Origin of the sequence: Pseudomonas sp. Bout1 (genome assembly GCF_034314165.1) — a bacterium.
Classification (GTDB): domain Bacteria; phylum Pseudomonadota; class Gammaproteobacteria; order Pseudomonadales; family Pseudomonadaceae; genus Aquipseudomonas.
On sequence record NZ_JAVIWK010000001.1, the window covers coordinates 4,988,380 to 5,001,117 of the forward strand.

Annotated in this window: 13 protein-coding genes; 8 read left to right on the top strand and 5 right to left on the bottom strand. The window is 61.7% G+C overall.

What is annotated here, in order from left to right:
- Positions 1-26 precede the first annotated feature (26 nt).
- On the bottom strand, positions 27-296 hold the full coding sequence (locus RGV33_RS23000) for a hypothetical protein (protein ID WP_322146282.1): 270 nt from the start codon (positions 294-296) through the stop codon (positions 27-29).
- A 397-nt stretch (positions 297-693) separates the two neighbouring features.
- Here RGV33_RS23000 and msuE point away from each other — a divergent pair, with 397 nt between their 5' ends.
- From msuE to RGV33_RS23020, 4 genes are read left to right on the top strand one after another with little or no spacing between them, the layout of a single operon-like run.
- Positions 694-1,257 (top strand): FMN reductase, encoded by a 564-nt coding sequence (gene msuE / locus RGV33_RS23005; RefSeq protein ID WP_088425167.1) that lies wholly within the window; start codon positions 694-696, stop codon positions 1,255-1,257.
- A gap of 9 nt (positions 1,258-1,266) precedes the next feature.
- Positions 1,267-2,412: an FMNH2-dependent alkanesulfonate monooxygenase gene (gene ssuD / locus RGV33_RS23010; protein WP_322146283.1), complete on the top strand. Its 1,146-nt coding sequence runs from the start codon at positions 1,267-1,269 to the stop codon at positions 2,410-2,412.
- A 47-nt stretch (positions 2,413-2,459) separates the two neighbouring features.
- Positions 2,460-3,647, top strand: coding sequence for an acyl-CoA dehydrogenase family protein (locus tag RGV33_RS23015; protein WP_322146284.1), 1,188 nt, complete (start codon positions 2,460-2,462; stop codon positions 3,645-3,647).
- A gap of 11 nt (positions 3,648-3,658) precedes the next feature.
- On the top strand, positions 3,659-4,762 hold the full coding sequence (locus RGV33_RS23020; RefSeq protein WP_003210127.1) for a sigma-54 interaction domain-containing protein: 1,104 nt from the start codon (positions 3,659-3,661) through the stop codon (positions 4,760-4,762).
- On the opposite strand, the gene RGV33_RS23025 is transcribed toward RGV33_RS23020, so the two are convergent.
- The gene (locus RGV33_RS23025) at positions 4,751-5,116 is read right to left on the bottom strand and encodes an antibiotic biosynthesis monooxygenase (RefSeq protein WP_322146285.1); all 366 of its coding nucleotides are present in this window, start codon (positions 5,114-5,116) and stop codon (positions 4,751-4,753) included. The genes RGV33_RS23020 and RGV33_RS23025 overlap by 12 nt on opposite strands.
- A gap of 90 nt (positions 5,117-5,206) precedes the next feature.
- On the opposite strand from RGV33_RS23025, the gene soxR reads away from it, so the two are divergent.
- Positions 5,207-5,656 carry a redox-sensitive transcriptional activator SoxR gene (soxR, locus tag RGV33_RS23030; protein ID WP_322146286.1) on the top strand — a complete coding sequence of 150 codons (450 nt, stop codon included), beginning with the start codon at positions 5,207-5,209 and terminating at the stop codon, positions 5,654-5,656.
- Positions 5,657-5,703: 47 nt separating this feature from the next.
- Here soxR and RGV33_RS23035 read toward each other — a convergent pair whose 3' ends face one another.
- The 3 genes from RGV33_RS23035 to RGV33_RS23045 are packed head-to-tail and all read right to left on the bottom strand — an operon-like array spanning position 5,704 to position 8,402.
- Positions 5,704-6,474, bottom strand: coding sequence for a MetQ/NlpA family ABC transporter substrate-binding protein (locus tag RGV33_RS23035; RefSeq protein ID WP_322146287.1), 771 nt, complete (start codon positions 6,472-6,474; stop codon positions 5,704-5,706).
- 35 nt (positions 6,475-6,509) lie between these two features.
- Complete coding sequence (locus RGV33_RS23040; RefSeq protein ID WP_322146288.1) at positions 6,510-7,175, bottom strand: methionine ABC transporter permease; 666 nt, start codon at positions 7,173-7,175, stop codon at positions 6,510-6,512.
- Positions 7,176-7,178: 3 nt separating this feature from the next.
- A complete protein-coding gene (locus RGV33_RS23045) occupies positions 7,179-8,402 on the bottom strand; it encodes an SfnB family sulfur acquisition oxidoreductase (RefSeq protein WP_322146289.1) in 1,224 nt (407 codons plus the stop codon).
- A 298-nt stretch (positions 8,403-8,700) separates the two neighbouring features.
- Here RGV33_RS23045 and RGV33_RS23050 point away from each other — a divergent pair, with 298 nt between their 5' ends.
- The 3 genes from RGV33_RS23050 to RGV33_RS23060 all read left to right on the top strand — a co-directional run bounded on the left by RGV33_RS23050 (position 8,701) and on the right by RGV33_RS23060 (position 11,957).
- Positions 8,701-9,576: an alpha/beta hydrolase gene (locus tag RGV33_RS23050; protein ID WP_322146290.1), complete on the top strand. Its 876-nt coding sequence runs from the start codon at positions 8,701-8,703 to the stop codon at positions 9,574-9,576.
- A 98-nt stretch (positions 9,577-9,674) separates the two neighbouring features.
- The gene (dctA, locus tag RGV33_RS23055) at positions 9,675-10,979 is read left to right on the top strand and encodes a C4-dicarboxylate transporter DctA (RefSeq protein WP_322146291.1); all 1,305 of its coding nucleotides are present in this window, start codon (positions 9,675-9,677) and stop codon (positions 10,977-10,979) included.
- Positions 10,980-11,066: 87 nt separating this feature from the next.
- Entirely contained in the window at positions 11,067-11,957 is an 891-nt protein-coding gene (locus RGV33_RS23060; protein WP_322146292.1) for a LysR substrate-binding domain-containing protein, read from the top strand.
- Positions 11,958-12,738 lie beyond the last annotated feature (781 nt).

The window sequence follows — 12,738 nt, forward strand, 5'->3', positions numbered from 1 at the left end:
TCGGGCTCATCGACTTGGCCGCTGGCTCAACTGGGGCGACCGTGCAGCATCACGCCGCGCTCGGCATTCATTTCACCCTGGCGGTCAAAACCAAAGGTTTTCTGTGGCTGGCCGGTCAGTTCGGCTCTCTTCTGTTGGTATTCATCAAACGACAGGCCTCGACGGCTCAACGCTTCCAGCGCCAGTTCCTTGCTCTCCTCGGCCGAGTAGCCACGCAGTTCAGGCGACGAAGGCGTCGCACAACCGGCAAGGACTGAGGTGACAAGCAATACACAAATGGCGAGAAAACGGTTCATGGCGAAGGTCCTGCGAAACGGGTTGAAGTCAATGAGCACAGGCTACTCCCGCCCCTGCGCAGTGAAAAATCACCCGCCGTGATAGTCGCTATCAACCGTTGCGACACCCGTGATAGGCACATCTCATATTCCATACAGATCTATAAATATGGAAATACGTTCATTTACGGAATAACTACAACCCTCTATAAATGGCTCCAATGCACACGCCGCTGTTCGCCTGGCAACTGTTGCCCAGGCAACAGTCATTCAACAAAACACCAGGCAGACAACACCGTCATTTTCCAACACCTGGCCCACAGCCCGCGCCAGTCAAGGCCTGCACCGCTTGGTACAGCTCTTGCTCAAGCCCTGCTACTGCTCTTGCCCTGAGCCACTGTTGAAAAAGGAACTGTTGATGACCCGTCCATTGAATGTCGTTGCCCTCTCCGGCGGAACCTGGCGCCCGTCCCGCACTCTGGTGCTGACCCAAGCGGTGCTGGCCGAACTGGCCAATCAATTGCCGATCCAGACCACCCTGATTGAACTGGGCGACATTGCCCGACCGCTGGGTGGCGCGCTGTCCCGCCAGGAACTGCCCGCCGACGTCGAAGCGCAACTGCAAGCCATCGAACAGGCCGACCTGCTGATCGTCGCGGCGCCGGTGTACCGCGGCTCTTACCCCGGCCTGCTCAAGCACCTGTTCGACCTGGTCGACCTCAACGCGCTGATCAACACCCCGGTATTGCTGGCGGCCACCGGCGGCAGCGAACGCCATGCCCTAGTACTCGATCACCAACTGCGCCCGCTGTTCAGCTTCTTCCAGGCCCTGACCTTGCCGATTGGCGTGTACGCCACCGAGGCCGATTTCACCGATTACCAAATAACCAGTGAGCCCTTGAAGGCCCGCATTCGCCTTGCTGCAGAACGCGCCGCGCCGTTGTTTGCCGCGCACCCCACCTCTCTGCTGAAAATCGCTTAAGGATTTGTCATGGATGTTTTCTGGTTTCTGCCTACCCACGGTGACGGCCATTACTTGGGCACCACCCAAGGCGCTCGCCCGGTCACCCTCAACTATTTGAAACAAGTCGCCCAGGCTGCGGACAACCTCGGCTATCACGGCGTGCTGATCCCCACCGGCCGCTCCTGTGAAGACTCCTGGGTGATCGCCTCGGCACTGGTGCCGTTGACCGAACGCCTGCGTTACCTGGTGGCGATTCGCCCGGGGATCATTTCGCCAACCGTCTCGGCACGCATGGCCGCGACCCTCGACCGCCTGTCCAATGGCCGCCTGTTGATCAACGTGGTGACCGGCGGCGACCCCGACGAGAACCGCGGCGACGGCAGTTTCCTCGATCACAGCGAACGCTATGAAGTGACCGACGAATTCCTCAAGATCTGGCGCCGTGTGTTGCAGGGCGAATCGGTGGACTTCGAAGGCAAACACCTGCGCGTACAGAACGCCAAGGCACTTTACCCACCAGTGCAGAAGCCTTACCCACCGCTGTATTTCGGTGGTTCCTCCGACGCCGCCCACGACCTCGCTGCCGAACAGGTGGATGTGTACCTGACCTGGGGCGAACCACCGGCCGCCGTCGCGGAAAAACTTGCCGACGTGCGTGAGCGCGCCGCGCGTCATGGCCGCACCGTCAAGTTCGGGATTCGCCTGCATGTGATCGTGCGAGAAACCGAAGAAGACGCCTGGAAAGCCGCCGCCAAACTGATCGAACACATCAGCGACGAAACCATCGCTGCCGCGCAAAAATCCTTCTCGCGCTTTGACTCCGAAGGCCAGCGCCGCATGGCTGCGCTGCACGACGGGCGCCGCGACAACCTGGAAATCGCCCCCAACCTGTGGGCCGGCGTCGGCCTGGTACGTGGCGGCGCGGGCACGGCCCTGGTGGGCAACCCCCAACAAGTTGCCGAGCGGATCAAGGAATACGCAGACCTGGGCATCGAGAGCTTCATCTTCTCCGGCTACCCGCACCTGGAAGAGGCGTACCGCTTTGCCGAGTTGGTGTTCCCGCTGCTGCCGGAACCCTACGCCAGCCTGGCCGGGCGCGGCATCACCAACCTCACGGGGCCGTTCGGCGAAATGATTGCCAACGACGTCCTGCCGGCAAAAGCCAAGGCCTGACCTGCCGTCTGCCGGGGCACGCCCCGGCACACCATGAGGAACACCGCGTGACAGCCAAACCCAACAGCGCCCTGCCCTCACCCTTGCAGACTGCCAAACTGCTGGCCGCCGAATTCGCCCTCACCGCCGTCGAACGCGACGAGCGTGGCGGCACACCGAAAGCCGAACGTGACGCCCTGCGCCAAAGCGGCTTGCTGGCCCTGAGCATTCCCACCCAATACGGCGGCCTCGGTGCGCGCTGGAGCGAGACCCTTGAGGTGGTGCGCGAATTCGCCAAGGTCGACAGCTCCATCGCCCACGTCTTCGGGTTTCATCACCTGATGCTCGCCACCGTGCGGCTGTTCTCCCGCCCGGAGCAATGGCAACCCTGGTTCGAACAAACCGCGCGCAAAAACTGGTTCTGGGGCAATGCCCTCAACCCGCTGGATACGCGTACGGTGGTCAAGGCCTTCAGTGGCTGGCGCGAATTTTCCGGCAAGAAGAGTTTTTGCTCCGGCGCCAGCGACTCGGAAATGCTGATCGCCTCGGCCGTGGATGAAAGCGCCGGCGGCAAGCTGCTGATCGCGGCCATCCCGAGCGGGCGTACCGGCATCACCTTGCACAACGACTGGAACAATATCGGCCAGCGCCAGACCGACAGCGGCAGTGCCAGCTTCGAACGAGTACGCGTCGAAGAGTCGGAGTTGCTTCTGGATCCCGGCCCGTTGAGCACACCCTTCGCCTGCCTGCGCCCGCTGATCGCGCAGTTGACGTTCACCCATATGTTCCTCGGCATCGCCGAAGGCGCATTCGCCGAAGCCCGCAACTACACCCTGACCGAAACGCGACCCTGGCATAAATCCACCGTGCAGGACATTCGCCAGGACCCGTACGTGCTCAACCACTACGGCGAATTCTGGGTCGCCCTGGAAGGCGTGCGCCTGCTGGTGGAACGCGCCGCCGAACTGCTGGACCAGGCCTGGGCCAAGGGCCCGAGCCTCAGCGAAAGCGAGCGCGGTGAGCTGGCCATCGCCATCGCCACCGCCAAGGTCGCCGCTACCCGCAATGGCCTGGAACTGTGCAGCCGCCTGTTCGAAGTCACGGGTGCGCGCTCCACCCACGCCTCCCTGCGGCTGGACCGGCACTGGCGCAACCTGCGCACACAAACCTTGCACGACCCGGTCGACTACAAACTCCACGAACTGGGGGACTGGGCGTTGAACCAGTCCCTGCCGATTCCAACGTTCTACTCCTGAAAGAGGTGCACATGCAGCTTTTAACCTTACCGCCCTCGCCCGCGCTTGCGACCTCGATCCGCGCCACGGCCCAGGTCTTCGAAGACCCGAAATCCCAGGCGTTGCTGGCGCACATCCAGCAAGTCGCGCCCAGCGAAGCCAGCGTGCTGATCATCGGCGAAACCGGCACCGGTAAAGAGCTGGTGGCGCGCCATATCCATAACCTCAGCGCCCGGCGCAACCGGCCGTTCGTGGCGGTGAACTGCGGCGCGTTTTCCGAATCCCTGGTGGAAGCCGAGTTGTTCGGCCATGAAAAAGGCGCCTTCACCGGCGCCCTCAGCGCCAAGGCCGGCTGGTTCGAGGAGGCCGACGGCGGCACCTTGTTCCTCGACGAAATCGGCGACTTGCCGATGGCGATTCAGGTCAAGTTGCTGCGAGTACTCCAGGAACGTGAGGTGGTGCGCCTGGGCTCACGCAAAAGCATTCCCATCGATGTGCGGGTGTTGGCAGCCACCAACGTTCAGTTGGAAAAAGCCATCAATGCCGGGCATTTTCGCGAAGACCTGTACTACCGCCTCGACGTGGTCAGCCTGGAACTGAGCCCACTGCGCGATCGTCCCGGCGATATCCTGCCGCTCACCCGGCACTTCATCGAAGCCTACAGCCAGCGCCTGGGTTATGGCCCGATCACCATCAGCCGCGAAGCCGAGCAGAAACTCAAAAGCTACAGTTGGCCGGGCAACATCCGCGAGCTGGAAAACGTCATCCACCACACCCTGCTGATTTGCCGCAACGGTGTGATCGAGCGCGACGACCTGCGCCTGTCGAACATGCGTATCGAGCGTCAGGACGACAGCCAGCACGGCACCGACAACAGCGCCGAAGCGTTGCTGGAACGGGCTTTTCAAAAGCTCTTCGAGGAACAGGCCGGCGCCCTGCATGAAAAGGTCGAGGATGCGCTATTGCGCGCCGCCTACCGCTTCAGCCATTACAACCAGGTGCACACCGCCAACCTGCTGGGCCTGAGCCGTAACGTGACGCGTACCCGCCTGATCAAGATCGGCGAGTTGGCTGTGAACAAACGCCGCCCCGGCGAGAACGTGCAGGGCGAACGCATGTTGCACCTATCCATTTAGGCGGCATTGCAAGGCGTTGTCATGGCTGCGCTCGATGCTGCGCAGCACCTGGAACGAACCGAAGGTCACCGCCGTGGCTTGGTGGGCGCGGATCAGCGTCCAGAAATCTTCCTCACCGTGCTCAAAACACTTGAAGGCTGCCTCGCCATCCTCGCGAGAGCGCCATTGCAAGTAACTGAGCACCCGGCGTCCATCATCGCTGACCTGCACGCTGGCGTTGATAAAGCCGCCATGGCCCTGGGCCAAACGCTCGCTTTGGGATGAAAGAGCCGCCACCAACGCGGACTGCTGCTGAGGCTCGATCTGGAACTCGACCATCTGGGTAAAACTCAGACCCTTCTCTGATACCTGCATGAATATTCCCCTCTCACTGTAGGCACAATCTTGCGATTCGATGCCGCGCAGGGTAAAACCTCTAGTTAAGTCAAGGTCAAGGGCTTTTTCATGGTCAGCAAAGAACTCACCGTCGGCCAGTTGGCGGCCCGCAGTGGCGTGGCGGTTACCGCGCTGCACTTCTACGAAACCAAGGGGTTGATCAAGAGCAACCGCAATGCCGGCAATCAACGGCGCTACCCGCGGGATGTGTTGCGCCGCGTGGTGGTGATCAAGATAGCCCAGCGTTTGGGCATCCCCCTGGCGACGATCTTTGAGGCGCTGCAAACCCTGCCCGATGGCCGCACGCCCACCGCCGCCGACTGGGAGCGCCTGTCTGCACTATGGCGTGAGGATTTGGACCAGCGCATCGACAAGCTGATGCTGCTGCGGGACAAACTCAGTGGCTGCATTGGCTGCGGGTGTTTGTCGCTGGAGGCGTGCCCGCTGCGCAACCAGGACGACGTACTCGGTGAGCGCGGCCCCGGCGCGCAACTCTTGGAGCCCACCCCTGATCCCTGATGTGTGAACCCACACAAGCCAGCGTCCACCTTGGATCTGTCCGGGTCTTAGAAACCCGGGGCAATCTGCCCTTTGTAGCGGCTGAGGATGAACTGGCGTACTTCATCGGAATTCAACGCCTTGGCCAGCTTCTGGATGCCCGGGTCGTTGATGTTGTCGGGGCGCGCCACCAAATACTCGACGTACAGGCTCTTGCCCTTCTCCACGATCAACGCACTGTTGGTGTCGATCCCCGCTTCCAACGCATAGTTGGCAAACACAAATGCCAGGTCCACCTGGCTCACCGAACGGGCCAGCAACGCACCTTCCAGTTCACGAATTTTCAGGTGCTTGGGGTTCTCGACGATGTCCCGGGGCGTGGCCAGGGTGTTGCTCGAATCCTTGAGTTTGATCAGGCCGGCTTCGTCCAGCAGCACCAGCGCGCGGCCGGTGTTGACCGGGTCGTTGGGGATCGACACCGTCGCGCCGTCTTTCAACTCCGAGATATTTTTAATCTTGGTCGAATACGCGCCGAAAGGCTCGATGTGCACACCGACTACCGGCACCAGATTGGTATGCCGGGTCTTGTTGTAGTCATCCAGAAATGGCCGGTACTGGTAGTAATTGGCGTCAATATTCTTCAGTGCCAGTTGCTGGTTGGGCTGGATGAAATCGGTGAAGACCTTGATTTGCAGGTCCACGCCCTCCTTGGCCAGCACGGGTTTGACGAACTCGAGAATCTCGGCGTGAGGCACCGGTGTGGCACCCACTACCAACGTTTCGTTGGCGACGGCATTAAGGGAGAAGACAGCGGCCAAGATGGCCAGGGATTTTTTCATGGTTGCTCCGAAGACAGTAGTTACAGGAATAGGTATCAGCGGCGGCTGTAACGCGCCACCAAGCGGTCGCCGGTCATTTGCAGGGCCTGTACCAGCACCAACAGCAACAACACGGTGACCACCATCACGTCGGTCTGGAAACGCTGATAGCCGTAGCGGATGGCCAGGTCGCCCAGGCCACCGCCACCAATCACCCCGGCCATGGCGGTGTAGTCCACCAGCACAATCGCGGTGACGGTGACCGCCGCCAGCAGCCCGCCCCGGGCTTCGGGCAGCAGCGTGTGGCGGATCACCTGCCAGGTGCTGGCGCCCATGGATTGGGTGGCTTCCACCACGCCGCGGTCGACCTCACGCAAGGCGGTTTCCACCAGCCGCGCAAAGAACGGCGTACAGCCCACCACCAGCGGCGGAATCGTGCCGGCCACGCCCAGCGAAGTGCCCACCAGCAAGGTGGTCACCGGGATCAGCACAATCAGCAGGATGATGAACGGCAGCGAACGCAGCACGTTCACCACCACCGACAGCGCCCGATACACCACCAGGGTTTCGTGCAGCTGGCGCTTGCCGGTGAGGAACAACACCACCCCAAGCGGCAACCCCAGCAGCACGGTAAAACCCAGTGCGGCGCTGAGCATGCTCAGGGTTTCCAGGCAGGCTTGGCCGATGTCGGCCCAGTAGATGTGTTTAAACAGCTCGGCCATGGTTCAAGACCAATCGTGACGCGGTGGCTTGGCGCCGTTAAGCAGCCAGTTGCCGATCACGTGGTACTTCCAGCGCACCGGGTCATGCAGGGTATGCACCCGGGCATTGCGCCAGTGACGGTCGAAGTTGTGCTTTTTCAAGGTGGAACGGGTGCCGCCGAGTTCGAAGAGTTTGTTGCTGGCTTCGATGGCAATTTCGGTGGTCAGTACCTTGGCCCGGGCGACAGCCAGTGAGGCGTGGGCGACATTGTATTCGTCGGGTGCCGGGCGGGCGGCGTCCAGGGCTTTTCCGGCGCGTTCCAGCAAGGCTTCCGCCGCTTCCAGGCGAATATCCAACGCGCCGACCTGGATGATGGTCAGCGGGTCTTCGCTGGCTTTTTGCACCCCGGCATCGATCCAGGGCCGGGCGAATTGCTGGACGAACAGCACCGTGTCACGCAGTGCGGCGCGGGCGATGCCGGCGTCGATGGCAGCAGTGGTCAGTTGTGCGAATGGGCCAGCCAGAGTCGGTGAATCGTAGGAACGATGGGTAGCAAACAGGTTGAACGCGGGCACCGCCAGGTCCTCTGCCAACACCGTACCGCTGGAGGTGGTGCGCTGGCCCATGCTGTCCCAGTCGTCGACCACCACCAGGCCTTCAGTGCCGCGTGGCACGAACGCCAACTGCGCATTTTGCTCTTCGTCCAGCGCCAGCACCGCCAGCCAATGGGCGTACAACGAGCCGGTGCAATAACCCTTGCGACCGTTGATCACATAGCCGTCGCCTTGCCGGCGGATGGTCGCCTGGATGTCCTGGACGTTCTTGCCGCCGGTTTCCGACAGCGCATTGGCAAACCGGTGCCCTTGCAGCGCCAGGCCAAAAAAGTACGCCTGCTGCTCGGGCGTGCCTTGCAGGCGGATGTCTTCCAGCAGGCAGTAATGGTTCTGCGGGATTTGCCCCAGCGACGGGTCGGCCGCCGAGATAATCGCAATCACCTGGGCCAGCACCGCGTAGGACACCTGGGCGCCGCCAAATTCGCGGGGCACGCTGATGCCCCACAGGCCGCTATTGGAATACAAATCCACGACTTGTGCCGGCACCTGGCGGGTGCGGTCGCGTTCGGCGTCTTGCTCCAGCAACACGGCGGCGACCCGGTGGGCAACGGCCAGCGCCTGGGCCTCGTCGCGGATCAGCTCGGCGTTGGGGGTGTGGATCGGGTAATCGGCAGATACAGGCAGTACAGACATACAACGCTCTCGGGCGAATGGTTTACCTGAGGCATTGCAGCTTCTGTGCCTGAGGCGCCAAGCCTTCAAACACCAGGGTTTGCACCCGCTGCGCGCGCGGTAAAGCGCCCATGGCGCAGCAAACTGCCGGTTTGCTGTTGCCTGGCCAACACTGTGGCAAGACTGACCTGCGCCAGACCCCGCCAGGTCCCGGGCGCCGGCTTCAACACACTTCATGAACAACCCTTCCACGTTTTCCCCCTTGCCCCGGGGCCCGTGTAATTTCAGGATGCAGGCAATCATCACAAGGAGTCATTCCATGTTCGCCGGATTCCAAAAAGACCAGCGCCACGTCAACGGCGTGGACATCAGCTACCGCAAAGGTGGCGCAGGTCCCGGCCTGCTCCTGCTGCACGGGCACCCGCAGACCCACGTCATATGGCACAAAGTCGCCGAGCAATTGGCCGAACACTTCACTGTGGTCGCCGCCGACCTGCGCGGTTACGGCGACAGCAGCAAGCCCGACGCCAATGACCATCACACCCACTATTCAAAACGCGAAATGGCCCGCGACGGCGTCGAGCTGATGAAGACCCTGGGCTTTGAGGAGTTCTCGGTGCTGGCCCACGACCGCGGTGCCCGCGTCGCCCATCGCCTGGCGCTGGATCACCCAAGGGCTGTGCAGCGCATGGTGTTGCTGGACATCGCACCGACCCTTGCAATGTACGCCCAGACCGACGAAGCCTTCGCCCGCGCCTACTGGCACTGGTTCTTCTTGATCCGCCCGGCGCCGCTGCCCGAGAGCCTGATCGAAGGCAACCCGGAACTCTACCTGCGCAGCGTCATGGGCAGCCGCAGTGCAGGGCTCAAGCCATTCACCGATGAAGCCTTTGCCGAATACCTGCGTTGCCTGAAACTGCCGGGCACTGCCACCGGCATCTGCGAAGACTACCGCGCTGCCGCCGGTATTGACCTTGAACACGACCAGGCCGATATCGACAAAGGCAACCACCTGAACCTGCCGTTGCTGGTGATGTGGGGCGCCGAAGGTACCGTCGGCCGCTGCTTCGACCCCCTCAAGGAGTGGCAAAAAGTCGCGACCGACGTACGTGGCAAGGCCCTGCCGGCCGGCCACTACATCGCCGAAGAGGTTCCAGAAATCCTGCTTGCCGAAGTCCTGGCCTTCCTTCGCTGAACCTTTAGTCAACCGCTGACCTGACCGATCCCGCCCCGCAGGCTTGAAAAGCCTGCGACGGCACCTGCTTGCCCAAAAAACGCCGCGAGATAATAAAAATGACAATCAGAAAACTGCTGGGAACCCTGTATGTGCAGGTGATCATCGCCATTGTGCTGGGCGTGTTGATCGGCAACCACTGGCCCCAGGTGGGCATCGACCTCAAGCCCTTGGGCGACGGTTTTATCAAGCTGATCAAGATGATCATCGGCCCGATCATCTTCTGCACCGTGGTCTCCGGTATCACCAGCATGCACGACGTGAAACAGGTAGGCCGCGTGGGCGGCAAGGCGCTGCTGTATTTCGAGATCGTCTCCAGCATTGCCCTGGTAATCGGGATCCTCGCCGCCCACCTGTTGCATCCGGGCGTGGGCTTCAACATCGATGTGAAGACCCTCGACACCTCGGCCATCGCCGGTTTTGTCGGCCAGGCCGAACACGGCGAAGGCGTCATCGGCTTCCTGATGCACGTGATCCCCACCACCTTTTTTGACGCCTTCTCCAAGGGCGAAATCCTGCCGGTGCTGTTTGTGTCGGTGCTGTTTGGCCTCGGGCTGGTGATGATCGGCGAGAAGGGCCGGCCTTTGGTAGGCGTGATCAACCAGGCCAGCGAAGTGTTCTTCCGCATCGTCGGGATGATCAGCCGCGTCGCGCCGATCGGTGCCTTTGGGGCAATTGCCTTCACCATCGGCAAGTACGGCCTGGGTTCGCTGCTGCCGCTGCTGAAACTGGTGGGCACGTTCTACGTCACCGCGTTTTTTTTCGTGGCCGTGGTGCTGGGCAGCATCGCCAGGTATGCCGGTTTCAGCATCTTCAAGCTGCTGACTTACATCAAGGCCGAACTGTTGATCGTGTTGGGCACCAGCTCATCTGAATCGGCCCTGCCGCAACTGATCCAAAAGCTCGAAAGCCTCGGCGCCTCCAAAGGCGTGGTGGGTATCGTGGTGCCGACCGGCTACACCTTCAACCTGGACGGTACCAACATCTACATGACGCTGGCGGTGCTGTTCCTGGCCCAGGCGACCAACATCGACCTGACCCTGGAGCAACAACTGACCCTGCTGGCGGTGGCGATGCTCACCTCCAAAGGCGCCGGTGCGGTGGTGGGCGCAGGCTTCGTCGCGCTGGCCGCAAGCCTGGCGGTAGTGCCCACGGTGCCGGTGGCCGCGATGGTGTTGATCCTGGGTGTGGATCGCTTCATGGCCGAGTGCCGTTCGTTGACCAATATCATCGGCAATGCCGTGGCCGCGCTGGTGGTGGCCGCCTGGGAGGGTGAACTGGACCGCGAGAAGATGGCGCCTATTGCCCTCAAGCATGGCCGCCATGCGCGGGCTGCTGCACAGGCGAAGATCGCCGCCGAGTAAACCTTAAGCACCAACCCCCTGTGGCGAGGGAACTCCCTCGCCACACCGGTGCTATTCTGGCGGCTCATGCCGCCACGCCTGTTTCTGATGACTAACAAGAAAGATACCGTGCCCCTACCTGAAGACCTGCGGGTATTCCTGACCGTGATCCGCAAGGCTGGCTTTGCTGCGGCTGCCGATGAGCTTGGGTTGTCCCCGGCCTACGTCAGCAAGCGTATCCAGATTCTGGAAACCACCCTCGCCACCCGCCTGCTGCACCGCACCAGCCGGCGTATCGCCCTGACCGAAGACGGTGAGCGGGTGCAGCGCTGGGCCGTGCGTATTCTCGAAGACTTCCAGCAGCTGTCCGACGAATTGTCCGACGCCCATGACAGCCCCCGTGGCCATCTGCACCTGTGCAGCAGCTTCGGATTTGGCCGTAACCATGTCGCGCCGGCCTTGTCGTTGTTGGCCGAACAATACCCGGACCTGGAGATTCGCCTGGACCTGTTCGACCGGGTAGTGGATATCGTCAGCGAAGGCTTTGACCTGGAAATCCGCGTGGGCGACGACATCCCCGGGCAACACATTGGCCGTCGGCTGGTGAGTAACCGCCGGGTGCTGTGCCGTGGCACGCCGCTGCACTTGAGCGACCTGGAACAGCACGACTGCCTGGTGCTCAAGGAGCGCGATAACGCCTTTGGCATTTGGCACATGGAGCGCGATGGCGTGCAAGACAGCGTGCGCGTGCGCGGGCCGCTGTCCTCCAACAATGGTGAGATTGTCTTGCAATGGGCGCTTGATGGCCGTGGGGTGTTGCTGCGTTCGATGTGGGATGTGAAGCCGCTGCTGGAGCAAGGGAAACTGGTGCAAGTGCTGCACCATTACACCCAGAGCGCCAACGTGTGGGCGGTTTACCCGACGCGACTGGCTTACTCCGGGAAGTTGCGGGCGTGTGTGGAGTTTTTGCAGGAACATTTTAAGGGGCTGTCGATTTGACGCCTCGGGCTTGGGTGCATATCCGTTTTTTTTGTTAGGGCTGGTATGGGTTCCGCCCTTACGGCGGGTCACTTTTGAAAGGAGCCCAAAAGTAACCAAAAGGCTCTTGCCCCACCACTCGGCACCTCGCTTAGGCTCGGTGTGCCCTCACGCAGGCTTTGGACCGTGGGCCGCCGCGATGGGCCATCCTTGGCCCAGCGCGGCTAACCCGGCGTCCTGCCGGGTTACCCACGCTCCAAAGCCTGCGTTCGTCCAGCGTGGTTGACGGGGCGCCTAAGATCAAGATCACAAGCAGATCAAGAACACAGCGGCCTACAGGCCGGCTTGAGTGTTAAAAGCAACAGCAAAATCAAAGGCTGGCACGGTTCAAATGTAGGAGCTGGCTTGCCGGCGATGGCATCACCTCGGCGCATCTGAAAAACCGAGTTGCCTGCATCGCCGGCAAGCCAGCTCCTACAGCTTTTGCCCTGGCTTTTAACACTCAGGTCGGCTTTCAGGCCGCCGTGCTCTTGCTCTTGATCTTGATCTGACTGCCCCATTCAGCCCGAGGCCGAACGCAGGGATTGAGGAGCGGGTAAACCGGCAGGACGCCGGTTTAGCCGCGACGGGCCAGGGCCGGGCCGTCGCGGCGGCCCGCGAAGCAATGCCGGAGTGAGGGCACACCGAGCCTAAGCGAGGTGCCGACAGGCGGGGCAGAGCGTTTTGGTTACTTTTGCGCTTTTCAAAAGTGACCCGCTGTAAGAGCGGAACCAATAGCCGCCGTAACTGCAAAAACGGATAT